This is a genomic window from Polyangium sorediatum (assembly GCF_029946465.1).
GTDB classification, from domain to species: Bacteria; Myxococcota_A; Polyangia; order Polyangiales; family Polyangiaceae; genus Polyangium; species Polyangium fumosum.
The window spans coordinates 246,495-271,510 of sequence record NZ_JARZHI010000003.1 but is presented as its reverse complement, the minus strand read 5'-3'; the positions used below and the strand labels follow the sequence as shown (position 1 = coordinate 271,510).

Sequence of the window (25,016 nt, the reverse complement as noted above, 5' to 3'; positions counted from 1 at the left end):
GGGAACCTTCCGCCTTCTGCGGCGTCCACATCCGGCACACAGGGCCGCTCTGCAGGCGTGATCCGGCCCGAGGAAGGTCGTCATGCGTCGTCTTCGTCCTCTCGTCGCGGCCCACACCCTCGTGCTCTTCGCGGCCCTCTCCGGATGCCTCGTCGCGCCCGACGAGGTCGACGGCGAAAAGGCCCCTCCTGCCGCCACCCGCGGCGCCCCCGCCATTCTCGAAACGGCGTCCGGGATCCGCGAGGAGGAATTCATCGAGGAGGAGACGAGGCCCACGGACCTCGCCGCCCCGCGCGGCTTTGGCACGATCACGGGGCGCCTCCCGGGCACGAACACCGTCGTCCCCGGCGTGCGCTTGCGGGCGCATTCCGTGCGCGTGACGATTCGTGACGGATTCGCCCGCACCGAGATCGAGGAGGAGCTCGCGAACGACACGCCCACGGTCCTCGAAGGCCGGTATGTCTTTCCGCTGCCGCCCGACGCGAGCCTGTCGCGGCTCGCGTTATGGGTGGGCGAAGACCTCGTCGAGGGCGAGATGGTCGAGCGCCAGCGTGCGGCCCGCATTTTCCAGGGCATCGTCGACGACACGGTGCGCCCGCGCGACCCGGCGCTGCTCGAATGGACGCAGAACAGCTCCTTCTCCCTGAAGATTTTCCCGATGCCGGCGCGTGGCAGCCGCAAGGTGATCCTCGCGTATGACGAGGTCCTGCCCGTGACGAAGGGCGTGGCGCGGTACACGTATCCGCTTTCGCTCGGCGAGGATCGCGCGGTGCGGATGGATTCGTTCCGCGTGCACGTCACGGTCGAGGACGCGGGCGGCGGGGCGGCCGACGCGAAGGTCCTCGGGCATGCGGCGTCGCTCCGCACCGAGGCGGGCCACCTCGAAGCCGATTTTCAGGCCGAATCGTTTGTCCCCAATGCGGACTTCGTCCTCGAATTCCCGCGCCCGCAGGCCGAGATCCTGCCCGTCGCGGTCGAGGGCAGCGGCGACGGTCGTGGGTTTTTCTCGGTACGCGTCCCGATCCCCACGGCGCCCGAGGCGACGGCGCTCGAGCCGCGCCGCGAAAAGGTGATCGTCCTCGACGCGAGTCACGGCGTCACGCGGGAGGGCCTCGCCGCCGAGGTCACGGTCGCCGAGACCATGATCCGCCGATTGCGCGAAGACGAGCGGTTCGCCGTCCTCCTTTGCGACAGCGCTTGCGTCTCCTACCCCGAGCGTGGCCTCTCCGCGAGGAGTGACGCGTCTCTCGCCGAGGCCGGACGATTCTTGCACGAGCGCGCGCCGCAGGGCGCCTCGGATCTCGCCGAGGCCCTCGTCTCCGCGATTTCGCGGATCGAGACGCAGCGCCGCGGGCAGGTCGTTTACCTCGGCGACGGCGCGCCCTCCGCGGGCGAGCTCAAGGTGGATTCGATCGCCGCGCGGGTCCGGCCGGTCCTTTCGGACAAACAGGCCGAGCTTCGCTTCATGGGCGCGGGGCCCTCCATTGACGAGCTCGTCCTCGGCGGGCTCGCCGAGGAGCTCTCGGCCTCGTACGAGCGGCTCGCGGCCGGCAACGGCTCCCTCGCGCAGCGCGCGCTCGTGCTCGCGAAGAGCCTCGACGCCCCGCTCCTCACGAATGCGCGCCTCACGTTGCCGGCGGGATTCGTCGACGTGTTCCCGCGCAAGCTCCCGGCGTTGCGCGCCGGGGAGGAAATCGTCCTCGTGGGCCGTCTGGCCGGGGCTCCCTCGGCGGAGAGCGCCACCGTGGAGCTCTCGGGCGAATTCGACGGCATGCACAACCTGGAGGCCCGAGCGCTGTCCTTCACCGCGGCGCCGGGCGCCGATCGAAAGGTCGTCGCGCGGCGCTGGGCCACGGAGCGCATCAGCGAGCTCGGCCGGCGCGCGGACGACGACGCGGCCAAGGAGACCATCGCGCTCTCCAAGCAATACCACGTGCAGAGCCGCCTGACGTCACTGCTCGTCCTGGAGAACGACCGCATGTTCGCCGCATTCGGCATTCCCCGCACGCAAGGCAAATCCGGCCTCACCTCCGAGGTCGAGACGGGCCACGGGGGCCTCGGAGGGACGTCGCCCGACCCGATCGGCGATTCGTTTGGCACCGGTGGCCTCGGTTTGTCCGGCGTCGGCGAGGGCGGGGGCGGGACAGGGCAAGGGTTTGGCGCGGGACATGGGAGGCTCGGATCCTTCCGCGACGGCATCGGCATGGGGAGCCGCGCGGGCCAACTGCGCGCAGCGCCGACCCTCCGGATGGGCGCGACGACCGTGAGCGGCCGCTTGCCGCCCGCGGTCATCCAGCGCATCGTGCGGCAGAACTTCGGTCGATTCCGCTTCTGCTACGAGCAGGGCCTCAAGTCGAGCCCGAACCTCACGGGCCGCGTCGTCGCCCGGTTCGTCATTGGCCGCAATGGCTCGGTCGTGAACGTGGGCAATGGTGGCAGTGATCTCCCGAATGCGGAGGTCGTGAGCTGCGTGCTCAGCGGCTTTCGGGGCCTCTCGTTCCCCGAGCCGGAGGGCGGCGTCGTGACCGTGACCTATCCGATCATGTTTTCGAACGGCAATGGGAGTTCGTCCACCGCGCCGGTCTTCAGCCGATCCCACGATTGGGGCGTTGCGTCCTGGATCGGCAAAGGGGACGAGGCCTGGCGCAGCGCCGGGAAGGAGACGCTCGAAACACTCGCGAAGGCTTCCATGGAGGCGCCTGAGAGCCGCCGGGCGCGCGAGGCGTGGGTTACGGGCCTGTTCGTGCGGGGTCGATTCGAAGAGGCGCTCCGCGAGGCCTCGAAATACGTCGAGCTCGACCCCGACCGCGCTCGCGCACACGAGCTTTATGCCGAGGCCGCGGCGGCGCTCGCCGAGGACGACACCGCGCTCGTCGCGCTCGATACCCAGTCCGAGCTCGACCCGTCGAATGCGAAGGCCCACTGGCGCACGGCCCGGGCCTTCGAAGCGGCCGGCGACGAGCGCCGTGCCTGCGCGCATTTCCGCTCGTACGCCGAGCTGCTCCCGCGCGACCTGGGTGCCACCTACGATGCGCTCCGCTGCCGCGCCCGCGTGCTTGGCGAGCGAGAGGCCGTGCTCGCGGCCCTCGCGGCCCAGAAAGACCCGAGCGAGCGCCTCGTGTCCTTGCGGACAGCGCTCGAAAAGGGCGAGACGCTGGCCTACGCGGATGGGTTTTCCTGGGGCGAACGAATCTCGGCGAAGCTCACGTGCGCCGAGGGCGTGGAGGGTTGTCCTCGGGTCGTCTTGATTGATCCCGCGGGCCGCGTCATGACGCCGATCGTGCCGGGGACGGGTCGATCGAGCGCGTCCTCGATCGCAGCGTCCGCGTCGAGCGGGACGTACCGCGTCCTCGTGACCGGGGGCCTGCCTGCCGCGAAGGGAGAGCTCGTGGTTCGTCTGGACGGCACGACCCGGACGTTCGAAGTCCGAGGCGGGAAGGGCGCGCGGACGGCGGCGGTGATTTCGGTCGATTCGTGATCGATCGCTGAAACAGAAAAAGGCCGCGTCTCCCGAGGGAGCGCGGCCTTTTTCGTCAGGAAGGGAGTCGAATCAGACGACCTCGGCGCTCCGATACGGATGCGAATCGTCCATCGTCGGCTTGGCGCCCTTCTTCATGGGGATCAGGCCCGCGGCCCGCGTCGCCACGAGGCTGCCGATCGCCACGAGCACCACGACCACCCGCACGATCTCGCCGATCACCGGCAGCGGGCCGGTCAGCACGAAGAGCGTGCAACCCAGAGCGAGGTGCGCATATTCGTTCTTCGTCTTGTGCCCGATGAGCGCGCGGCCCACGACCTCCAGCACCGAGCACATCGCCGCGAAGAGGCCGAAGACCCCCGCAAGGAGTCCCACCACTGCGACCGGAATGCCCACCAGCGTGATGCAGAGCGCCACGAGCAGCGCAATCGCGCCGAGCGAACCCACGATGCCGAGCGCGAACGAACGCATCGGCCGGGCCGCGATCTCCACCTTGAGCGACTCCGCGCGCTTCGTGAAGAGCGCAATCAAGACCGCGCCGAGCGCGAAGAGCAGCGCCCCGCTCGTCATCGATTCGCTGAAATTACGCATGAAGCGCTGTGCGTTCGTCGGCTCCTCGTCGTGCTCGTCCTCGATACGCGTCGAGACGTCGCCCCCGATGATCGACCCCTCCTCACGATGGAGCTTCCCGCCCACGATTTTCGCGTTGCCGTCGAGGCGCGCGCCCTTCTTCACGTGAATCGAGCCGCCCATCACCTGCGCGTCGCCCATCACGTGCGCGCCCTGCTCGATCGTCACCGTCCCGCCGGCGACCTCCACGCTGCCCGTGACGACCCCGCGAATCGTGAGGCTTCCGCCGACCAAATGGACGTCCTTGACAACCTCGTCCTTCCCAATGACGAGGCTCTGCCCCACCACCTCGCGATCCTTGCCCTCGCCCCTCCGATGTTGTGCCGTGCCGGCGCGAGGCTCGGCGGCGGGGGCGGCCTGTTCGTTCTGTTCGTCCTGTTCGTCCGCCGAATCGTTTGGCGGGACAGGCGGCACGGGCGGCACCGGGGGCACCGCAGGAACGGGCGGCACCGGGGGCACCGGCGGTGCCGCGGGGAGCGCTTCGGCGCTCGGCGCCGCGGGGGCGCGGGAAATCGAAATCAACGTGCCGTCGCGGCGGGCGACGTACTGGCCGCCTTCGAGCAAGAGCGCGAGGACCTTGTCGGCGGGCTGGTCCTTGACGTGCAGGGAGGCGGGCTCCGTCGACGGGGCGTGGATCACGACGCTCCAGCCCGCGGCCTCGGCGAGGCGCTTGATCGCGTCCTCCTGCGACACGCGCTCGACGTCGAGGCTGATCTTCTTCTCGTCCGCCGGCCATTCGCCTTGCTTCTCGACCGCCGCCAGCGAGGGCGCCGCGGTCGTCAATGCAGAAAGCAAGAACGCGAGCCCAGAAAGCCTTCGACCAGCCATTTCACACGCCTCCTTCTTGCGCCAAATCGTTCGAGGACCCCGGACGCGAGATTCGCGATACGACGAGGCCCGAAATCATGAGTACCGCCGACGCCGCGAACGCGAGCGTCGGGAACATGTCACTCTTCGAGACGACCTCCGCGCTCCGCGCGAGCATGAGCACGGCCCGCCCGATCGTCCCGACCAAGCTCGGGACCCGGGCGATTTGATCCAGAATCGCCGGCAGCGCGCCGAGCGCCGCCAGGAGCAGCGCGCCGAACACCGCGCGCTTCGGCAGCGTCGCGAGGCCCCGCACGGATGCAGGCGCCTTCGCCACCGCGGCCGCGGGCTCCTTCACGAGAACCTTCACCGGCGCGAACGAGGGCTCCGTGAGCTCCGCGAGCAATTCGCCCGCGTGCGCCGAAAGCAGCGCTTCCGCGCCGAGGCGCTGCGCACAATGGTCACAACCGTCGAGATGAGAGAGGGCATCCGCTGGGACGATCCCCGCTTCTCCGTCGGCGATACTCGAGAGCACGAACTCCGTCACGTGTCCGTCGTGTTGCCAGGCCAGATCCGGCGGGAGTTTGTCGTGGTCGTCCATCGTCGTTCCTCATCTCGTCTCACGGAATCATTCGCCGACCGTCTCCGCGAGCAGCCGCCGGCCGCGCGCGAGCCACGTCGCCACGGTCCCGAGCGGGACCCCGAGGCGCTTGCAAATATCCTGGTATCCAAGCCCCTCGACGTGGAACATCACGAGCGCGCGCCGCTGCTCCTCGGGGAGCGAGCCGAGCGCCCGCTCGAGGCGGGTCGCCCGTTCCGCGCTCGCCGTGCGCTCCTCCGGACCCGGCGAGGGGTCCGGCACCCAGTCGAGCCACGTTGTCGTGGTGTCCTCGGACGCAGACGCGGTCTCCATCCGCGCCTCGACGCGCCGCGTGCGCTTGCGGCTCCGCAGCGCGTCGAGCGCCACGTGCCGCGCGATGCCGATCACCCACGGACGGAGCGGCTCTCCGTCACGCAAGCGGCTTCGGCCCTCGATGGCGCGGGAGAGCGCCTCGTGCGTACAATCCTCGACGTCCGGGTGGTTCCGGCGCTCGCCGAGGACACACGCCACCACGGCCACGACGATTTGTCGTAGCGAAGCAGTCTCCTCCGGTGAGACGGTCGCCGTTTGGGGCGGCGCCTTCGGGCCGGGGACGTTGGGCGTCATGGGTGCGGGCTGCATCCTCGCCGCCCTGTTCGGCGGAGCGGGGGAAGAAATTTCGAGCCCCCGATCTTTTTCTGGCCGGCGCCCGAAACTCGCCCCCCTCTTGCGCTCCGCGGGCGGTCGAAGGATCCTCGTGCGTGGTCACTGAACAGCGCAAGACCGTCTGCCCGTATTGCGGTGTGGGCTGCGGACTCTTGGCGACGACCGATGGCAAACGGATCCTGAAGCTCGTCGGGGACCCCGAGCATCCGGCGAACCTCGGTCGCCTTTGCTTGAAAGGCGCCCTCGCCGCGCCGTCGCGTCTCGGTCGAGCCCTCCTCCGCGGCGCGGACGGCGCGCTCGTCCCCATCTCGCGCGAGGAGGCGGTGCGCGAGATCTCCACACGGCTCGTGCGTATTCTCGCAGAGCATGGCCCCTCCGCAGTCGCGCTTTACCTCTCGGGGCAGCTCACGACCGAGGCGCAGTACCTCGCCAACAAACTCGGCAAAGGGTTCCTCCGGACGAACCACGTCGATTCGAACAGCCGCCTCTGCATGGCGAGCGCCGCGGCGGGATGACGCTCTCGCTCGGCGCGGACGGTCCGCCGCTGACGTTCGCGGACATCGAGGAGGCCGACGCGTTCGTGTTCATTGGATCGAACGCGGCCGATTGCCATCCCGTCGCGTTCGACCGGGTCCTCCGGCGGATGAAGACCTCGGGCGCACGCGCGATCGTGGTCGATCCGCGCCGAACGAAGACGGCCGCGCAAGGGACGATGCACCTCGCGGTCCGGCCCGGGCATCGCGCTCCTCCATGGGTGACTTCATCTCTGCCTGGAGATGGGCGTCATCGACGAGGCGTTCGTCGCGGCGCATACGGAGGGCTGGGACGAGCTTTTGCCGATGCTCCGCGAATACGATCCGGCGCGCGTCGCTGCGATCTGCGGAATCACCGAGGAGGAACTCCGCGCGTCGGCCGAGATCATCGCGCGCACCGAGCGGCTCATCACGTTCTGGACGATGGGCGTCAACCAGACGACGCTCGGGACCTTCTCGACGAACGCGATCATCAACCTGCACCTCACGACGGGCCGGATCGGCAAGCCGGGCGCGGGACCATTTAGTTTGACGGGACAACCATGCGATGGGCGGCCGGGACATGGGCTACATGAGCCACGGTCTGCCCGGGCAGCGGCGGGTCCTCGACGAGGCGCATCGGGCCGAGGTGGAGGCGCTGTGGGGCCTGCCGCCGGGGGCGATCGGCGAGAAGCCGGGGCATGACGCGGTCGCGATGTTCGACGCGATGGAGCGGGGCGAGATTCGCGCGCTTTGGATCATCGGGACAAACCCGGCGGCGAGCATGCCGAACCTGCCCGTGGTGCGGCGGGGGCTCGAGCGGGCGGAGCTCGTGATCGTGCAGGACGCGTATTATCCCACGGAGACGACGCGGTTTGCCCACGTGGTGCTGCCGGGCGCGCTGAACCTGGAGCAGGAGGGGACGTTCACGAACAGCGACCGGACCATTTCGCTGCTCGAACGGGTGGTGGAGCCGCCGGGGGACGCGCGGCCGGACTGGGAATGGGTGCAGGACGTGGCGCAGGCCATGGGCTTCGGCGCGGCGTTCGATTTTTCCTCGGCCGGCGCGATTTTCCGGGAAATGGCCATGATGACGCGGGCCGGCCGAACGATCAGACCGGCGTCGATTACGAGAGGCTGCGCGCGGAGGGGCCGCAGCGCTGGCCGCAGGAGGCGGGCGCGTCGGTGAACGAGGTGACGACGTCCGCGACAGACCCGCTGAGCATGGAGCCGGCGCTCAAGCGGTGCGCGGTGGCGGTGGAGCCGCTCGGTTAGAGCAATCGCAGGGCTTGCGTCGCGGGGAAAATCGAGGCGGAATACGCCGCATGTGGTTCCGCACGACCCCTTCGGATCTTTCGTACGTCGACAGCGCCCCGCAACGCATCGCGAACGTCGTGACGATCGACGCCACGCCCGAGCGTGTCTTCGATCTGTTCGCCACCGGCGAGCGGCAAGAGGCGTGGTTTCAGGACTTCGTCGCCTGCCGGTGGACGAGCCAGGAGCCGCACGCGGTGGGCACGACGCGCGAGATCGAGCTGAAGACGCTGACCGTGAAGGAGCGTTTTCTTGCCTGGGATCGCGGGCAGCGGCTCACGTTCTCGATCGACGGGATCACGCTGCCGATCGTGAAGCAAATGCTGGAGGATCTGCGCTTCGAGCCGCTCGACGGCGGCCGGCGGACGCGGCTCGTCTGGCACGTGTTCTACACGCCGGCGCTCGTGATGATGCCCGTGCATGGGGCAGCGCGGGCGGTGTTTTCGCAGATGTTCCGGCGCTCGGCGGAGAAACTCCAGCGCTTCGCCGAGCACCATCCGTAGGCGTTGGCTACAGGGCGGTGATCACGACCGGCGTGGCCTTGCCATTGCCATCGCCGGGCCGGACGCCGCCCCAGCCCTCAGGCAGGGCGGGCTCGGTCCATTGAAAAAGGAAATGGCCGTCTTCGGGGGAGACGTTCACGCACTCGGCGCTCTTCGGGTTGCCGAAATCTTCGTGCCAGTAGGCGACGTGCATCGCGAGCGGGGCGCGGAGGTACTGGATGTTCGGGACCTCCGAGATCCAGAGCATCTTCGGTGGCCATTCCTTGTCCGGTGACATGACGGCGACGCGGTCCTTCCACTCGATCGGGAAGACGCCGGTCTTCGTCATCGAATGGACGTACGGGTCGTAGCCGGGGATGGGGGCGCCGCCCTTGCCAGGGGAGAACATCGTCGCGTAGATGGGTTTGTCGCCCTCGTAGGCCGTGAGCGTGCCGGGGTTGATCTTGACCTCGATCCACTTTTCACCGGGTTTGACCGAACGCGGGAGCTTTTTCGCGGTCCGCGTGACCGTGACGTGGTCCGCGAGGACGAACGCGCCGGGCTCGTTCCGGAGGGCGAGGTACGCTTTCTTGCCGACGACGACGCGCTCGCTGACCTGGACGTACCCTTTCGGCGGGAGGGTTTGTCCGGCTGTGACCATTTTTCCGTTTTCACCGCGGGTATACCGCGGGATGGGCTCCTGCTTGCGGTTCCAGGCGAGCGGGAGGCGGACGTCGCTGCCGAGGCGCACGCCGTGGAAGGCGGTGCGGCGGAAGGGGCGCATGCGGTCGGCGGGGACGAGCATGAGGTCGGGCGTGACGAGCCAGGTGCGGCCTTCGGCCTCGAAGGCCCGCGCGTACGCGAGCATCGAGCCGTTCGGGATGACGCGCCAGACGAGTTTCGCAGGATCATAGGCGCCATTGCCGGAGACGGAGCGCTGGCCGTTCGTGAAGATGGCGAAGACCGGGTCGGTCGGGCGGATGCGGTCGCGCTCGTCGGCGCTGATGAGCTCCTCGTGGCCACGCGACCACTCGGCGAGCTGCACGAACGTGCCCGGCGCGCCGAAGCTCCGTTCGGCTTTCTCCTGCTCGGCCTTCGTCGGGACGCGGCTGTACATGGGCGCGCCGTTCGAGAAGGCATAACGATACGGCATGACGGCGTCCTCGCGGGGCGCGAGCTCGGCGAGGGCGCGGTAATACGGGTCGTTCAGATCGAGCGTGGTCTTGCGGGGATCGAGGCAGATGTAGCCGCGGGGGGCGACTTTGTAATAACCGCGGGGGCAGTTTTTCCCCTCGACGGGCTCGTTCGAAAGGAGCGTGACGCTCGTGCCCATGCGCACGTATCCGAGCGGCAGGCCCTCGGGCGCGGGGCGTTTGTAGATGTATGCCTGATCGGCGAGGGCCGCGATACGCGGCGGCTCCGTCTGCATGGCTTTGGGCGCGGAGGTGGGCTCGCTCTTGGCGGAGGCGAACTGGAACGCGGGCGTTTCGCCGGGCGGCGGTTCGGCCTCGGTCTTGTGGAAGGGCGAGTTCCCGTCCTTCTTGCGCTGGTTCCACTCCTGCCACTCGCGGAGCTTGATGTCTTCTTTCCACTGCTCGATCTCGAAGTCCGTGGGCGGGACGACGCGCTCTTGCCTGGGGCGCTGGGAGCCTCCGTCGTATCGCGCCTCGGGTGAGGGCGCGCACGCGGACGCCAGGAAGAGGACGAGCGGAAGGGCACGGCCTTCGAGCTTCATGGTTCGAAGGGTACCGTGCGTGTTTCAAGGGAGGCAAAGATCGATCGATCCTGCCTGGATCCGGGCCGGAAAGTACGGCTCCTTCCCTTGTCGACCCGGCCGGGGTAGCCTGAACGTTGGTCGGGCGACGAGGGTCCTGCCCGGCGCTCTCGGTCGCGAGCGGAGAATCAATGTTCAGGAAGTCGACGGGGCTTTCGTTTTTCACGGCCATCCTCCTCGGGGCCGCGCATGTGTCCGGACAACCCTCCGCCGCGGACAAGGCCGTCGCGGACAAGCTCTTCGACGAGGGGAGGGCGCTGCTCGACCAGAACCGGCTGCCGGAGGCGTGCCTGAAGTTCGCGGAGAGCGATCGATACGATCCCTCGGTCGGGACGCGGCTCAACCTGGGCGATTGTCACGAGCGGCAGGGAAAAACGGCGAGCGCGTATGGTCACTTCGGGGAGGCTGCGCGGCTGGCGCGGGAGCGTGGGGACAAGTCGAGGGAGACCGTGGCGGAGGAGCGGCGGCGGGCGCTGGAGCAGCGGTTGTCGCGGATCCAGATCACGGCGTCGTCGAGCGTCACGGGGCTCGAGGTGTTGCTGGACGGCAAGGTGCTCGGGCCGGCGGTGTTCGGGACGGCGCTGCCGGTGGATCCGGGGAGCCACGTGGTGGAGGCGCGGGCGCCGGGGAGGGCGGGGTTTCACGAGGAGAAGGTGGTGCCGGAAGGTCCGGCGACGGTGGAGGTGGTGATCCCGGAGCTCGCGGCGGTCGCGCCGGCGGCGGGGAAGGACGTGGTGGCGGCGCCGAAGTCGCGGTGGTCGCTGCTGCGGAAGGCGGGGCTCGCGACGGGGATCGCGGGGGTCGTGGGGATCGGGGTGGGCGCGGGGTTCGGGGCGGCCGCGTTGCAGAAGAACGCGGCGTCGAAGGAGAAGTGCGACGCGGGGGATCCGACGCGGTGCACGCAGGAGGGGTACACGTTGCGGAATGAGGCGGGGTTTTCCGCGGATGTGTCGACGGTGTTGTTGGGGATCGGCGGGGGGATGCTCGCGACGGGGATCGTGCTGTTCGTGGTGGGCGGGAACGAGCCCGAGGCGCCGGCAGAGCGCGCGTGGATCTCGCCGATCGTGGGTCGAGGGAGCTTGGGTGTGAGCGCCGGGATGGAGTTCTGAGATGCGAACGCGCGTGACGACGTGGATGCCGGGCGTGGTGGCCCTGGTGGTGGTGAGCGGGTACGGGTGCAAGCAGATCATCGGCTGGGAGGAGGCGACGATCTGGGAGCCGGATGCGGGAGGAGGCGGCGGCGGGGCCGGAGGGATCGGCGGAGATGGAGGCGGGGGCGCCGGCGGGAGTGGAGGGGTCGGCGGGAGCGGGGGCGCCGGTGGGAGTGGAGGGGTCGGCGGGGCGCCGCCGGAATGCATGGATGCGGGGGACTGTCAAGCAGGATTGAACCAGGTGGCGGCCTGCGAGATGGGATCGTGCGTGTCTACGTGCGCCGCGGGGTGGGGGGATTGCACGGCAGCGCCAGGGTGCGAGACGGACCTGGGGACGACGAAGGCGCATTGTGGCGCGTGTGGGAATGCGTGTGCGGCGTTTTGCAAGGTGGGGAGTTGTAATGATCCGGTCAGTGTGGCGGGGGGGTATCAGCACCATTGTGCGGTGCTGAAGGAGGGGGAGGTTTATTGTTGGGGACGGGGTGAAAAAGGGGAGCTGGGTGCAGGAAATCTGCAGACGCAGTTGAAGCCGACGAAGGTGAGCTTGCCTGCGCCGGGGACGGCGAAGCAGGTGGATGGCGGGGGGACGTCAGGAGGTAGCTACCTTGCGAGGACCTGCGCGGTTCTGGCAAACGGTACCGTGGCGTGCTGGGGGGACGGTAATGCGAGCCCGACGCTCGTTGCCAGCGTCTCGAATATCGCTCAAATATCCGTAGGCGACGGCCATACCTGCATGGTCGATGTCGTTGGCAGTGTGCGCTGCTGGGGCTCGAATAACTACGGGCAGGTCGGTACCAGCCAAGGCGGGTACCTGTCTACGCCGGTTCAGGTGGGCACCGGTTACGCGCAGGTTTGCGCTGGAGCCAACCATTCCTGTGCTCTCAAGAAAGACGGAAGTGTCCAGTGCTGGGGGCGTAACTTCCAAGGACAACTCGGGAACGGATCGACAACGGACAGCTCTACGCCGGTCAACGTCTCGAACTTGGCAGGTGTCCTCGAAGTTCAGTGCGGAGGAGAATTCTCCTGTGCAAGGAACCCGCTCGGCCTCTATTGCTGGGGACTGAATGTCGTAGGTCAGCTTGGTACTGGCGGGTTTCTGAACGCATCAGCGCCAGTATCCGTCGATGTAACCGGAGCCGATTCTATCGCGCTGGCCTACAACTTCACCGGAGCCACAGCGGCGGGCACGGCCTACCTGTGGGGATCGAATGCGACTGGACAGCTCGGCAATGGCACAAAGACGAATGCCTCAAAGCCAGTGGCTATCGGTCTGCAGGGGGCAACGATGCTTGGGTTGGCGACGACGTCGTCGTGTGCGTTGTTGGCGGGGGGGCGGGTTCGATGCTGGGGCGACAACACGTTTGGTCAGATCGGTGATGACACCGCGATGAGCAAGTTGACGCCTACACCGGTTGTTTGGCCTTAGGGAGACGGCGCAGCGCTGCCGCCGCTAATGTCGTATTTGAGCTCGACATCCTCGATGTAGGTGCCGACGAACGGGCTTGTCTCGGTGCAGCTCGGGATCTTGTCCCCGCAGGTCGAGCCCGAGCACGCGTACGAGGTCTTCTGGACGGCCTCGCCGGAGATCGCGTTCCCATCCGTGATGATGTTGATCGTCGACGTGACGGTCGTGGTGCGCTTGGATCCGGTCCCATCCGCCATGTCGAAGTCCACGTCGACCACCTTGCCGGAGAACGTGAACCCTTCATCCGACTCGGCGCCTTCCAGCGTAATGGCGCCCGTATCGAGGTAAATCTTGTCCTCGATGCTGGCATAGACGATCCACGTGCCCGTGCCGCGGAGCGTCGAGCTATCGTTCTCCTTGTTCGGCGGCGGGTCCGTCTCCGGATACCAGCACCCGCTGTTCGAATCCGTCTCCCCGAACGAAACCCGATAGATCCACGTATCCCCCGGGGACACCCCGCACCCCGTCAGCCCGGCCAGCGCCGCAACGCAAGGGAGCGCCCGGAGCAAGCTCTTTCCGAAATCCATGGCTCTTTCTCCTCAGTTCAAAGCTGCCCCGACGTCAGCCCCCCGTCCCCCCCGTCATCACGCGTGTGGTCAACCCAACACCCTCCAGTAGTGTGAGGATGCTCGGTCACCAAAATCTGCGTGTGTTGAGAGGGCCGATCGTCCACAACTTTTTTCAGGCGAACGATACATCGCCCGCGCGGACAAACGGAATCTTTTCTGAAGTGAGGCGTCTCGCAGAAAGGTCGACCGCCAGGTGACTCACGTCACCACCCACGAACCGTCGACCCAGCTTCGCCGCCGCTACAAGTGTGGTCCCGCTTCCACACATGAGGTCCGCCACCGTCGCGCCCTCCCGGCTCGACGCCCGGACGATGCGCTCCAAGAGCCGCTCCGGCTTCTGCGTCGGGTACCCCGTCCCTTCGACGCGCAGCGGCGTATTCGCCACCATCGCCGGCACGTCGGTCCAGACACTGCCGAGCCGCCGCCCCTCGTCCGCGTAGTACCGGTACGCCCGGCCATTCACCACACGCTCGCGGTACAGGCGGCCCGCCTCGTCCCGATGCCGGAAGTGCATCTCCAGGCTCGTCGCCGCGTACGGCTCCCGCAGGATCGGGTCACTCGCGTTGTAGACGACCTCCCGGCGCTCCCGTGGATCCCGGACGTAGAGCAAGAGCGTCTGGTGCGTGACCGTGAACCCACGCGCGCCGCGGCTGCCGTTGCCAGGCGTCCAGATGACCTCGCCGAGGAACGCGCCCCGGCCGAAGAGGCGATCACAAGCGACCTTCACCTCGTGCACGGTGCGATGATCGAGGTGCACGTAGATCGTGGCGCCCCGGCTCATCCTGCCGCGGATCACCTCGAGCCGCGGCAGGAGCATCGCCACGAGGCTCTCCGGATCGTAACGATCCTCGTACGCCACCGGGCCCCCCGACGCTTGTTTCTTGCCCCGGGTTTGTCCGAGCGCCGTACGCGCCGTCATCGACGTGCCCACGCCGTACGGAGGATCGAGGTAGACGAGGTCGAAGGAGACGTCCGGCGCGAGCGCGGCGCAGACGTCGGCCGCGTCGCCGTGCGCGAGGAGGTTCATCGCGTCCCGGTCGCCGCCTCGGGCTTGCCCGGGAGGAGATCGTCGAGGAGCGCCGCGAGCGCCTCTGCGTCGCTCCACGGCTCGAGCGCGAGCGGCGCCGGCAGCCACGGCCACGCAGGTCCGCGGCCCTCGCAGCCCGCGACGGCCTCGGCCGGCGCGCACGCCACGCGGAGGTGGATGTGATCGTCGTGCGGCGCGCTGTCCTTCGGCTGGAGCAAGACGTTCTCCGCGCGCCAGACGATCTCTGGATCCTCGCCCCGCGCCCGCGCATGCTCGATGAGCAGCGCTTCGAGCCAGCGCGCGAGGAAGAGCCACTCGACGTCGGCCTCGGGCGAGCTGACGAGCGCCTTCACGAGCTGCCAGTTGCGCTCGGTGTCGAACCGGACGAACGGCAGGCGCTTGTCCTCGGTCTCCGCGAGGCCGTCCGCCCCGAACCGGACGAACCCAGGGCTCGGGATGGAGCGGCCGTCGGGCGTCGTGCAGTAGAGCAGCAAGTCGACGTCGCGGCCCGTGCGATGCGAGCGATGGCCGTTGCGGAAGCCGCCCTGGCGGTTCGAGAGATCCCCGACGAGCAGCGGCGCGCCGGCGCGGAAGGCGGCGACCTCGCGGGCGGCGCGCTTGACCGTCTCGACGAGGCGCGGCGTGCCGTACCGAGCGCTCGTGTTGCGCAGCAGCCGATACCCGGCGCCACGCTCGGGCAGCGCGGTCGCGCCCGTGAGCACGCCCGCGTGGGGCAAACCCACGGACCCCGACAAACCTGGCGCGAGCGGCGTCGGCGTGCCCATGCACCCGACGAGCAGGAGCACGAGCGCGGCACAAAGCACGAGGAGGGAAGCGCGAGGACGCATGACGAGTGGACGAGGCGAGGCTACGCCGAGGCGCGGCGCGCATGGAAGCATCGGACGCGTGTCGCGGGAAGAGGCCAGGCGGCCTTGCGACGCCTCACGCGGGAGGCCACCATCGAGCTGGCATGGAAGAGCTGTTCCGCAGCACGTTCGCGATCGTCACGCGGGAACCAGGGTTCATTCGCGTGCGACGGACCACGGCGCCGATGGCCGTGGTCGGCGCGAACGTGATCCTCGAACGGCTTGCGAGCGAGTTTCGCTTCCGCGTCCCGCTGCGGGAACGCAAGGGCGTCGGCGTGATGCTGGACACGCGGGAAGCTCCGATGATGACCGACGACACGGCGATGGACATCATCCGCCCGCTGATGATGGAAGTCCTCATGGGCTTCTCCCGGAACGCGATCCTCGTGAAGACCGCGGTCGGGAAGCTGCAGGCCATGCGCAGGACGCGCGAGGAGGCGAGCGCCGGCCGGGTCCAGATCCCGGTGTTCGACGACGAGGCGCAGGCGATCGCGCACCTGCGCGGCGAGGATCTCCCCACGCCGCCGCCGCGCTCGTCGCCGTCGAAGCGCTAGCGGCGGCGCGCGGGAGCCGCGATCAGAAGCAGGGGCCGGCGCAGCTCTGCGCGACGCAGTTCGACCACTGGGTGCAGAGGTTGCCGGTGCAGCACTGCTGCTGGCAGCTCGCGGGTGTGCCGCCGCCGACGGTGCAGCGCTGGTAGCAGCTCAGGCTCGACGCGCACTGCGGGTTCGTCAGGCAGTTCTCGGTCTGCGCGCAGCAGCTCCCCACGATGCACTGCGAGCACGGCGTGCCGCCCGGATCGAGGCTGCACGTCCCCGCGTCGACGGGCGGCACGCCGCAGTGGCCGCCGTTGCACGCGAGGCCGACGCAGCACTGCGGATCCGTCGCGCAGTTCGATCCCGTGGGCAAACACGAGCCTGCGCCGCAGACGCCGTTCTGGCAGACGTTCGTGCAGCACTCGTTGCTCCCGTTGCAGGGGAAGCCGTCGAGCTTGCACTGCGCCGCGCCGCAGAGGCCGTTCGTGCAGGTGCCGGTGCAGCACTGCGCGGGCCCGTCGCAGGGGAAGCCGTCGGGCTGGCACTGGCTGAAGCCGCAGGTGAAGAAGCTCGGATCGCAGAAGCCCGAGCAGCAGTCGAAGCCGTTGTCGCAGAAGAACCCGTCGGGCTGGCACTCGCCGGCCGTGCAGAACCCGCCCGGATCGCAGAGGCCGGAGCAGCACTCCTCCCCGAACTTGCAGCCGAAGCCGTTGGGGAAGCACTGCCCGATGCCGCAGCTACTCGAGAGCGGATCACAGAAGCCCGCGCAGCACTCGAAGTCGTTGACGCAGAACAGGCCGTCGGGCGTGCAGCCGCCGAAGTCGCACGAGAAGGTCGAGAGGTTGCAGTTGTTCGAGCAGCACTCGAAGTCGTTCTGGCAGAAGAAGCCCTCGGGCTGGCACTGGCCGAAGCCGCAGATCTGGGTCTCCGGGTTGCAGAAGCCCGCGCAGCACTCGAAGTCGTTCTGGCAAACGTTGCCGTCGGGCTGGCACTGGCCGAAGCCGCAGCGCTCGCTCTGCGGATCGCAGAAGCCCGAGCAGCACTGGTCGTGGAACTCGCAGGAGGTGTTGTCGGGTTGGCACTGGCCGAAGCCGCAGCGGTGCGTCTTCGGGTCGCAGAAGCCCGTGCAGCACTGGCCCGACGCGGTGCACGCGGCGCCGTCGCCCTTGCAGGGGCCGCCGCCGCAGATGCCGCCCTCGCAGACGTTGGAGCAGCAATCAAAGGGGGAGCCGCAAGCCGTGCCGTTGGGGCCGCACTGCTGGAAGCTGCAGACGCCGCCGGGGCAGAAGCCGGCGCAGCACTCGGCGGCGACCTGGCAAGGCGCGCCGTTCGGGTTGCAAGAGCCCGTGCCGCAGACGCCCTCGGTGCAGAGGCCGGAGCAGCACTGGGAGGGGTTCGTGCAGACGAACCCGTCCTGCTGACACGCCGAGCCGCAGACGTTTTGCGTGCAGACGCCGCCGCAGCAGTCGCCGTCGGCGAAGCAGGTGGCGCCCTGAGGCTTGCAGACGGCCGGGCCGCAGAAGCCGCTGGTACACTGGAAGCCGCAGCAGTCCTGCGGGCCCGTGCACGCGAAGCCATCGGGCTTGCACTCGATGCCGCCGCAGAAGCCCTGCCAGCAGTCGAGGTCGCAACACGCGGCGTTCTCGGTGCAGGCGAGGCCGTTGGGTGTGCACGAAACGCCGCCGCAGAAGCCGTTGATGCAGTCGAGGTTGCAGCAGTCGACGGTGGTCTCGCAGGCGAGCCCGTCGGGCTTGCAGATCTGCTCCGGCTTGCAGATCTCGTCGTTGCAGGAGAAGCCTTCGCAGCAATCGCCGGGCAGGCCGCAGCTCTCGCCGATCGCGCCGCAGCTCGTGCCGCCGCCCGTGGCGTAGAGATCGAGGTCCCCGGTCCGTGAGCCGCACGATGCGAACGTCAGGAGCGACACGAGGACAAGGGCGAACGCGCAGAAGACGCGCGCAGCAAGCGAAGGACGCATGCGCGGATTTTAGGGGGCGCGGCGGCTCGGACGCGAGAAATTCGTGGTCTCGTCGGGAGAACCGAGGGCGAACGAGGCGCGTTGCGCAGGCCGGAGGAGGGGCGCAAGATGGCGGGCATGGGGTCTCCTGCGCGGAAGAGGGAGGATCGGCTCGCCATTCTGGAGGGGGACCGGCCGCGTGACGTCATCGACGGGCGGCTCACGCCAAAGCCCTCGCTGGCCAAACGCTCGTCCTGAAAAACGTTTTTCCTCCCGCAACCCCACCCCATGCCCCTGATTTCCCAGAAAATCCCGCCGAAACCCTCCCCCAAAGACCCGACCGAGCCCCGCGACGCCGGCAGCGGGCTCGCGGGCGCGGCGCTCGCGGCCTTCGTGATCGCGATCGTCATCGTCGGGGTGCGGTATTGGGGCAGCCGCGGCGACCCGGGCGCGGCGCGGCCGGGCGTCGACGCCGGGGAGGCGGACGCGGCGCTGGTCGAGGACAAACCTCCGCCGCCCCGGTGCACGGCCGTCTCCGCCGAACCGTTCGTCGTCGGGGAGCCGCAGGCGGCGAAGGCGCCCAAGGCGCCGGATGCAGGGCGGGGGCCTGGGGCGCCGGACGCTGGAGGGGAGCCGATGCCCCCCACGTCGACCCACGACGAGGAGGAGTTCGACGAACTCTCGCCGTTCGCCGTGGAGCTCGGGCGCGGCACGACGTTCGACGGCGGGTTCGCCCTGGGCGCGTTGCGCGACGGGGAGGGCGGGTCCGTGGCCATGGTCGTGACGCTCGGCTTCGACGGGCGTGGCGGGAAGCTCGTGCGGCTCGGGCGCAGCCGCGGGGATTTCGATGCCCCGACCGTGAGCGGGTACAAGGGCTCGGTGCTCGCGGCGATGCTCGAGCCGAACGCGGGCGGGCGCGCGATCCGGCTGGCCCGGGTGAGCGGCGAGCAGGTCACGTGGGGGCCGGAGCTCAGCGAGGGGCGGGACGAGTCGCTCGCGGTGGACCTCGCTGCGTCGGGCGCGGGCGCGGTCGTGGTCTGGGACGACGTGAGCAAGGACGGCAAGCAAACGATGGTGATGCTGGCCCCGTTCGACCCGGAGACGATGAAGGGCAAGGGCGAGCCGCGGCCCGTCTCGCCCCCCAAGCAGGACGCGGAGACGCCGCGGCTCGCGTCCCGGCCGGGTGGCCTCTGGCTCGCGTATGCGGTCGTGGGCACGGCGCGGAAGCCCAAGGACGAGGACACGGGGCTCGTGGGGGAGGCGATCGCGCCGCGGTGGATCGAGGTGGTGCCGCTCGATGAGCACGGCGTGGCGGCGGCCCTGCCGCGCGCGGTGACCCCGAAGGACGGGCACGCGCTCGCCTTCGACGTCGAGCCGAGCGAGGACGGGGGGATGGTCGTGACGTACCGGGACGACGACACGCCGAGCGGGTCGAGCGGGGGGCGCGTCCTGAGCGTGTGGGTGCGTTTGTCCGGGGTGGGGGAGGCGAAGCTGCTCACCGAAGAGCCGAGCTCGGCGGGCGTGCCGGACCTCATGCCGGGCTGGCTTTCCGTCTCGTCGTTGTCAGGGGCGACGCGGATCGGGACGATGACGCCGCGGGGCGAGCTCGTGGGGGAGCTGCGGCCGGAGCCGGTGCTCGGGAACGGGGAGGTGCTGGCGGCGACGCGGGCGGCGCTGCTCGTGGCGCGGCCGGCCGGCAAGGCGATGAAGCTCTCCGTGATGCAGTGTGTCCCAGATGACGCGGGGGCGGACGCGGGTTTGGAGGCCGGAACGTCGCCGCCCTGAGGGGTCGCGAAACATTTTTTGGACGATCTGCCTTTTCAACACATTAGGGCGAGCGTGGGAGGCTCTATCCACCGCACGCCCTCGCGCTCCAGGCACAAGCCCCGCGTCGAGGTCCTTTACGAACTGTTCCTGGTGGAGGTGCGCGATCGCCTCGGAAGCCTGGGGCTGTACGGGGAGGACCTGGAGGAGCTCGTCCAGATTGTTTTTACCGTCGCCAACCGACGGACCGCGGTGATCCCGCGGAATGACGAGGCAGCGAGACGCTGGCTCATGGAGGTTTGTCGGAAGCAAGTCTCGAATTTCAGGAAACTTTACAGGCACGCCTACGAGGTGCTCGACCCGGAGGCGGTCGCCGATGCTGTCGCGCAGCCGGAGGACCCGGAGAAGTACCTCGCGACGATCGTGCTCGTGCAGGCGGCCGCGCGCCTCATGCCCGCTGACGAGCGGGAGATCCTGCTTCGCCACGACGTGGAGGGCGAGTCCCTGCACGAGATCGCGAGGTGGCTGGGGCTCAAGAAGAGCGGTGCGCACGTACGGGTGAAGCAGGCCCGCGCGCGCTTCGTCGAGAAGCTCGCCCTGATCGAGGCGCAGCGGAGGGGCCAGCGCCGCAAGCGCAGGTTCGTCCCTGCGTGGTTCATGGGGGTCTTCGCGTGCCTATGGCACTGGATCCAGGAGAAGCGCGCGCAATGGAAGCGACTCCCCTAGGGGGCGCCGAGCGAAAACTCGGTGCCCTGTGGGCGGGTCGGCAGCTCCTCGCTGAAGGCCTTCCCGCTGAACACGCTCGGGCTCGTGAAGAGCGTGAACGCCCCCTGGCCAGCGCCAGTCTGGGCGAGGTCCTCGATCCGTACGACGAGGGCCTCGACCGGGCTCCGCGGGGAGCGGCTCTCTCGGTGCGGGGGGTCGTCGTACGTCCCGCGCATCGAGGGCCGCCAGGGGACCTCCGGGAAGGTGAACGGGTACACGGAAAAACCTTCGCCGACGTCCAGGGTCAGCCCCGGGGCGAGGGGATCACCGTGGTGGTCGAGCAGGGTGACGGTGACCGGACCGAGCGTACGGTCGCTCGCGAGCACGAGACGCGCCTCGAGCTTGCCGTCAACCACGCAAGAGACGGTCCTGCCGGCTAAGCCGATCGCGGGCTCAGGGACGGGCGCCGGGGCGAAGCTCTCTCGCCACGGCGCCCGTTTGTCCAGGTGGGTCCGGGCTGCCTGGTCGTCGAGCCGCTTCTCGATTGGCGCGTGGATCTCGTAGCCCCGCGCGACAGGGCCGACCATCGCGCGGGGCGCGCCGCCTGCGTCGACGACGAACACGCCGAGCCGCGGGCCATCGGCGCCGAGGTAGGCCACCTGCCCGGCGTTCGTCAGGGTGAAATAGTCGGCGACGAGGTCGGCCGTGCGCGTCGCGCCGATCTCGCGGTCCTCGAACATGTCGAAGTACCAGCCGGTCCACTTGGGCGGCTCGCCGCTGTCGGCGTAGCCGCCCTGGGGGATGTACTCGGCGACCATCGCGAGCCAGGTGGCTTGCTCCTTCGTGGGCGCGCCGCGCGTCAGCTCGGTGCGGGCGATGCCGCGGAGCGTGCCGAGCACGCGGAGGAGGCCGTCGAAGCCGCCGCCCGTGATCTTGCGCAGGCCCTCGACGTGGGCGACGAGCGCGTCGTAGAAGGGCACGAGCGGCTCGACGTACGCGTCGGGGATCTCGCAGCCGTACGCGTCGTACCCCTGGCCCGCGAGCAGCACGAACGTGTGCCGGAGCTGCGCGTACCCGACGAGCGCGGAGCCGAGCCGCAGATCGGCGTAGCCGTCCTTGCCCATGAACGAGGGGCGGGCGCCCTCGGGATCCTTGCGCAACGCGAGGATCGCGCGGAGGAAGCTCGCCTGGACGTCGCGGCCCTTCTCGGCGCCTGCGGCGAGCTCCGCGCGGGCCGTGTCGAGCGCAGAGCGCAGCGCGGGGAAGCGGTCGAGGTCGCTCTTCAGGTATGTCGCCGCGCGATCGTGCCCGAGCAGATACGCGACGTCGGCCGCGCCGAGGTGGGAGCGACCTGGGACGGCGTCGTGGACGAGGCGGCTCAGCGGCGCGATGTCCGGCACGATCCGAGGGCCGAGCAACGTGCTGATGACGGGCAGGTTCGTCACGCCCTCGGGCATGAAGTGGACACGCGTGGTGCGGCGGAAGCCGTCGCCGATCGCAAGGCGTAGTTTCTCCGGGGCGGCCGGGTCCTTCGGGGTGAACCCGCCCTTCTGCATGAGGTGCAGGAGATCCGGCACGCTGACGTCCTCGCGCCGGCCGGCGAACGCGCTGTACACCTCCTCGAAGAGCTTGAGCTCGGGGAGCGCGCCGCCTTTCTCCACCAGCTCGGCCAGCGCGAGCGCGGCGCGGGCCTCGCGCGGCGTCTCGCGCGGGTCGGGCGAGGCGTCGGGGTGGGAGCTTCGTGAGCCGCGCGAGACGAGGTTCCATTCGAGCCGCGAGAGCCACATGACGGCGGCGAAGTACGAGCGCGGCTCCCACCACGTCCCGTTCGAGGGATCCAAGAACGTGTCGGCGTAGTGGCCGCGCGGCTCGAACTGGGAGAAGTCGATCATCCGGCTGCGGCCGAAGAGCTCGACGGGCGTGAGTTGCCTCTCGTGCGTTGCCGCGAGCAGCGCTTCGACCTGTTCGTCCTGTCCGAACAACGAGACCGGCGTGTTGTTCTCGTGATCCGGAAGCACGTGCGCCGCGGCGACCGCGAGGTAGACGTCGAGGTCCTTCCGCGTGGTCTCGTCGAGCGACGCGCCGCTCGCCGCGAGGGCCTTGCGCAGCTTCTTCAGCATCGACTCGAGCGCAGGCTGGAGGCGCGTGCGCTCGATCCGGCCGAGCGAGGCCTCGGTCGCGCGGAAGACGGCGTGCAGGATCGGATCCGGTCCCACGTAGAGCGGCAGCTCCTCCTGGAAGACGTCGTGGAACGCGTTCGCGTAGTCGGTGTACGGGAGCCGATCGAGCACGACGAACCCGTTCTTGCGCAACTGCGCGTGCTCGACATCCGTGAGGTGGACGTGCGCGTCGATGCGGTCGAGGAACCGAGGCTTCGTCACGCCGTCCCACGCGGCGGAGGCGGGCTTGCGTTCGAGGCTCCCGGCGCGGGCCTTCGGCTCCACGCGACGGATCGCCTCGTTCGAGATGAAGCACGCGTCCGCGCCCTTGGGCGTCTTCTCGACGACGTCGCAGTCGAGGTTCCCGCACGACGCTTCGATCGGCTGGAACGCCTTCGCCCCGGCGAGGGCGGGCGTGGACGGCGCCGAGGTCGGCAGGGCGCACGCGCTGTCGTCGCTGAGGGAGCCGAGCAGGTCACGCATGGACGGGCGCGGCGCGGGGGCGACCGCGCGCGCCGCGCTCGCGGGGGCGGTCGTGGAGGCAGAGGGCGCGGCGGGTTTGGCGTGTGCGCCGGGGTGCTCCGTGGCCGCCGGGCGACAGGCCGCGCCGAGGAGCGTCGTCAGGGCGAGTGCGGCGAGAGGGCGCATGGCCCGAGGGTATCAAGGTCTCGAGGCTACTTCCTTCTCCACGAGCACGGCGACGCCGCTGAAGCACTTCGAGAAATCCATTGTATCGATCGTCAGTGGCTGACCTGTCGGCGGAAACCAAGGGTCGAGGAGTTGAAAACTATCTCTTGTGCATCCCACGAGCACAACGGCGTGGAATGGGGCATTGTGAAATTTGCCCGGCGGAAAGAGGTCCCCGTGCATCGACGTCAGTGCAGGGTAGGAGCGCCGCTGCCATTCTGCATAATAGACACCGGATACTCGGACCACGGCCAGACCTCCATCCAGGATGTGCACCCTGAGATCTGCTTCTTCCGTCGGACCGAGCGTTACGCGCCTGGCGGCTCCCAGGGTGCAGACGCGATCGAGGTCATGCCCCTTCTTGTCCGCACCAGCGTGGAAGAGGGACTCCGTGGGTGGGGTATCGCGCCACTTTTGGATGATGCACATGCATGCCGGGACGCACGAATTCCTGGCCGTCTGCTCGTGGTGCCATTCTTTCATGGCGTGAGCGCTGGCGACACCACATCCACGATGAGCTTCGCTTGCTCGGAGAAGATGAGCTGGCCGCGAGGTGCGCGCTCGATGGCTCCTACCCCGCCATCAAACACCGTCACGATCCATCCTGCTTCGTTCCTCTTCGCTTCGCCCGGAACCAGCCCCGCTTCGGGATAGGTCTGGGCCAGATAGACGGACGCGGCGCGGAGCATCTGGTGCTCGGCAGACACCGACGGTGCTGTCATCTCCGCGGGCAACCCCACGAACGGTAGTGGCTCCGTCCGCGCAATGCCGAGGATGGCTCGCGCGCGATCGGGAGAGAGCGCGCGGCTGCTGACGGCCCTCGCGACCAGGGATCGCAATGGCTCTCCGCGCAGCCCGATCTCGGCGGGGGCCGCATCGGCGCTGAAATCGGCGTCGTACCTGCGAGGCTGTCGGTACTCCATCGACGCTCGTTGGACGTCGGTCAATTTGAATACGTCCTGCAAACGATTGATGGCGACGGTTCGACCGACACCGAAGCGCTTGCCTACCGCGCAAATCGCGTCCTCCGAGGTAGGATCAAGAGGAACGACCACGTCCCTTACGCCCTCCGTGGGCGCGAGCAGGCATGCCGCGAAGGCATTGGCGTTTCGTTCAATTTCATCGAGCCACGGTGGAGGTGGAAGAGAGCTTCTGTGCGGACTGACGAGTACCTGACGTGCAGGCTCCGTCAAATCAAAGAGGATATGGCCGAGCTCATGGGCCATGGTGATACGGGCTCGCCACGGGCGTTTCCCTTCCTCGATGATATTGACGAGAATCGCGGGGCGTGGGACGCGCGTACAAGCTCCTTCAACAATCCTGTCAACCTGATCCTCTGACACCCAGACGAGCGCCACGCCCAGTGATTCCACCACCTCTCGCATGGATCGGATCGGTGACAACCCCAGACGCAGGTATTCACGCACCATGCGGGCTCGATGATCACCGGGATGGAGTTTCTGTGGATTGGGTCGATCGGGAATCGTGGGAGGCGTGGGGTGAGGGCGTCCGAGCAGCTTCTCGATATCGGCGATGTCGCGTACGACCCGCTGGAACTCCCCGAGCGCCTGGTCGACCTCCGTCGTGAGCACGCTGCGGATGTCGAGCGCTCGATCCGCGTGCGCTTCGCTGCGCAGAAGGAGCGTCATCGGCGCTGAGCCGACCTGGCCTTCAAGGAGGTCGTCGAGCCGAAGGCCGAACGCGCATGCCACCCGATCGAGCTGGGCAGCCGTCAATCGTGTCCGGCCTGCCTCAGCATCGCGAAGAATGTCAAGATCGATCCGGGTCCACATCGCCAGGTCTTCGATGGAAAGACTGGCGGAACGGAGTGCTTCTTGGAGGATCGCCGTGGTCCGGTTCACACGTAAATGATAACACAAGGCCTACCGT

The 25,016-nt window shown here is 68.7% G+C and carries 20 protein-coding genes and 1 pseudogene; 10 read left to right on the top strand and 11 right to left on the bottom strand.

Going from position 1 to position 25,016, the window contains the following annotated elements:
* Positions 1-82: 82 nt before the first annotated feature.
* Positions 83-3,478 carry an AgmX/PglI C-terminal domain-containing protein gene (locus QHF89_RS05315; protein ID WP_136967198.1) on the top strand — a complete coding sequence of 1,132 codons (3,396 nt, stop codon included), beginning with the start codon at positions 83-85 and terminating at the stop codon, positions 3,476-3,478.
* A 72-nt stretch (positions 3,479-3,550) separates the two neighbouring features.
* On the opposite strand, the gene QHF89_RS05310 is transcribed toward QHF89_RS05315, so the two are convergent.
* The 3 genes from QHF89_RS05310 to QHF89_RS05300 are packed head-to-tail and all read right to left on the bottom strand — an operon-like array spanning position 3,551 to position 6,122.
* Positions 3,551-4,936 (bottom strand): DUF8173 domain-containing protein, encoded by a 1,386-nt coding sequence (locus QHF89_RS05310; RefSeq protein WP_136967199.1) that lies wholly within the window; start codon positions 4,934-4,936, stop codon positions 3,551-3,553.
* A 1-nt stretch (position 4,937) separates the two neighbouring features.
* Entirely contained in the window at positions 4,938-5,516 is a 579-nt protein-coding gene (locus tag QHF89_RS05305) for a hypothetical protein (protein ID WP_136967200.1), read from the bottom strand.
* A 27-nt stretch (positions 5,517-5,543) separates the two neighbouring features.
* Complete coding sequence (locus tag QHF89_RS05300) at positions 5,544-6,122, bottom strand: RNA polymerase sigma factor (protein WP_170228973.1); 579 nt, start codon at positions 6,120-6,122, stop codon at positions 5,544-5,546.
* 134 nt (positions 6,123-6,256) lie between these two features.
* Here QHF89_RS05300 and QHF89_RS05295 point away from each other — a divergent pair, with 134 nt between their 5' ends.
* Both QHF89_RS05295 and QHF89_RS50125 read left to right on the top strand, forming a co-directional pair.
* Positions 6,257-6,676, top strand: a complete 420-nt coding sequence (locus QHF89_RS05295) for a molybdopterin-dependent oxidoreductase (RefSeq protein ID WP_284720092.1) — start codon at positions 6,257-6,259, stop codon at positions 6,674-6,676.
* Positions 6,673-6,840, top strand: a pseudogene (locus QHF89_RS50125) (hypothetical protein); the annotation flags it as partial. The gene QHF89_RS05295 and the pseudogene QHF89_RS50125, both read left to right, overlap by 4 nt.
* An 81-nt stretch (positions 6,841-6,921) precedes the next feature.
* On the opposite strand, the gene QHF89_RS05290 reads toward QHF89_RS50125, so the two are convergent.
* Positions 6,922-7,167, bottom strand: coding sequence for a hypothetical protein (locus tag QHF89_RS05290; RefSeq protein WP_284720091.1), 246 nt, complete (start codon positions 7,165-7,167; stop codon positions 6,922-6,924).
* A 98-nt stretch (positions 7,168-7,265) separates the two neighbouring features.
* On the opposite strand from QHF89_RS05290, the gene QHF89_RS05285 reads away from it, so the two are divergent.
* Complete coding sequence (locus QHF89_RS05285; RefSeq protein ID WP_284720090.1) at positions 7,266-7,862, top strand: molybdopterin-dependent oxidoreductase; 597 nt, start codon at positions 7,266-7,268, stop codon at positions 7,860-7,862.
* Between the two features lie 136 nt (positions 7,863-7,998).
* Positions 7,999-8,490 (top strand): SRPBCC family protein, encoded by a 492-nt coding sequence (locus QHF89_RS05280; RefSeq protein ID WP_136967204.1) that lies wholly within the window; start codon positions 7,999-8,001, stop codon positions 8,488-8,490.
* A gap of 7 nt (positions 8,491-8,497) precedes the next feature.
* Here the strand turns inward: QHF89_RS05280 and QHF89_RS05275 are convergent, their stop codons facing one another.
* A complete protein-coding gene (locus tag QHF89_RS05275; RefSeq protein ID WP_136967205.1) occupies positions 8,498-10,204 on the bottom strand; it encodes a L,D-transpeptidase in 1,707 nt (568 codons plus the stop codon).
* A 170-nt stretch (positions 10,205-10,374) separates the two neighbouring features.
* Between QHF89_RS05275 and QHF89_RS05270 the strand changes: the two genes are divergently transcribed.
* Positions 10,375-11,352, top strand: coding sequence for a tetratricopeptide repeat protein (locus QHF89_RS05270; RefSeq protein ID WP_284720089.1), 978 nt, complete (start codon positions 10,375-10,377; stop codon positions 11,350-11,352).
* Between the two features lies 1 nt (position 11,353).
* Entirely contained in the window at positions 11,354-12,820 is a 1,467-nt protein-coding gene (locus tag QHF89_RS50120) for an RCC1 domain-containing protein (protein ID WP_425440837.1), read from the top strand.
* On the opposite strand, the gene QHF89_RS05265 is transcribed toward QHF89_RS50120, so the two are convergent.
* The 3 genes from QHF89_RS05265 to QHF89_RS05255 all read right to left on the bottom strand — a co-directional run bounded on the left by QHF89_RS05265 (position 12,817) and on the right by QHF89_RS05255 (position 15,303).
* Positions 12,817-13,386, bottom strand: coding sequence for a hypothetical protein (locus tag QHF89_RS05265; protein ID WP_136928493.1), 570 nt, complete (start codon positions 13,384-13,386; stop codon positions 12,817-12,819). The two genes, QHF89_RS50120 and QHF89_RS05265, sit on opposite strands and share 4 nt — an antisense overlap.
* Before the next feature lie 154 nt (positions 13,387-13,540).
* Positions 13,541-14,455, bottom strand: coding sequence for a DNA-methyltransferase (locus tag QHF89_RS05260; RefSeq protein WP_136967207.1), 915 nt, complete (start codon positions 14,453-14,455; stop codon positions 13,541-13,543).
* A complete protein-coding gene (locus QHF89_RS05255; protein ID WP_136967208.1) occupies positions 14,452-15,303 on the bottom strand; it encodes a penicillin-insensitive murein endopeptidase in 852 nt (283 codons plus the stop codon). The genes QHF89_RS05260 and QHF89_RS05255 overlap by 4 nt, the downstream gene beginning before the upstream one ends.
* Before the next feature lie 122 nt (positions 15,304-15,425).
* Between QHF89_RS05255 and QHF89_RS05250 the strand changes: the two genes are divergently transcribed.
* Positions 15,426-15,875, top strand: a complete 450-nt coding sequence (locus QHF89_RS05250) for a hypothetical protein (RefSeq protein WP_136967209.1) — start codon at positions 15,426-15,428, stop codon at positions 15,873-15,875.
* 22 nt (positions 15,876-15,897) lie between these two features.
* On the opposite strand, the gene QHF89_RS05245 is transcribed toward QHF89_RS05250, so the two are convergent.
* Positions 15,898-17,832, bottom strand: coding sequence for a hypothetical protein (locus QHF89_RS05245; protein WP_136967210.1), 1,935 nt, complete (start codon positions 17,830-17,832; stop codon positions 15,898-15,900).
* 267 nt (positions 17,833-18,099) lie between these two features.
* Here QHF89_RS05245 and QHF89_RS05240 point away from each other — a divergent pair, with 267 nt between their 5' ends.
* Together QHF89_RS05240 and QHF89_RS05235 are read left to right on the top strand one after the other, a co-directional pair.
* Positions 18,100-19,596 (top strand): hypothetical protein, encoded by a 1,497-nt coding sequence (locus tag QHF89_RS05240; RefSeq protein WP_136967211.1) that lies wholly within the window; start codon positions 18,100-18,102, stop codon positions 19,594-19,596.
* A gap of 54 nt (positions 19,597-19,650) precedes the next feature.
* Complete coding sequence (locus tag QHF89_RS05235; protein WP_136967212.1) at positions 19,651-20,301, top strand: sigma-70 family RNA polymerase sigma factor; 651 nt, start codon at positions 19,651-19,653, stop codon at positions 20,299-20,301.
* Here the strand turns inward: QHF89_RS05235 and QHF89_RS05230 are convergent.
* On the bottom strand, positions 20,298-23,087 hold the full coding sequence (locus QHF89_RS05230; protein ID WP_136967213.1) for a DUF3160 domain-containing protein: 2,790 nt from the start codon (positions 23,085-23,087) through the stop codon (positions 20,298-20,300). The genes QHF89_RS05235 and QHF89_RS05230 overlap by 4 nt on opposite strands.
* A gap of 518 nt (positions 23,088-23,605) precedes the next feature.
* On the bottom strand, positions 23,606-24,988 hold the full coding sequence (locus QHF89_RS05225; protein WP_136967214.1) for an ImmA/IrrE family metallo-endopeptidase: 1,383 nt from the start codon (positions 24,986-24,988) through the stop codon (positions 23,606-23,608).
* Positions 24,989-25,016 lie beyond the last annotated feature (28 nt).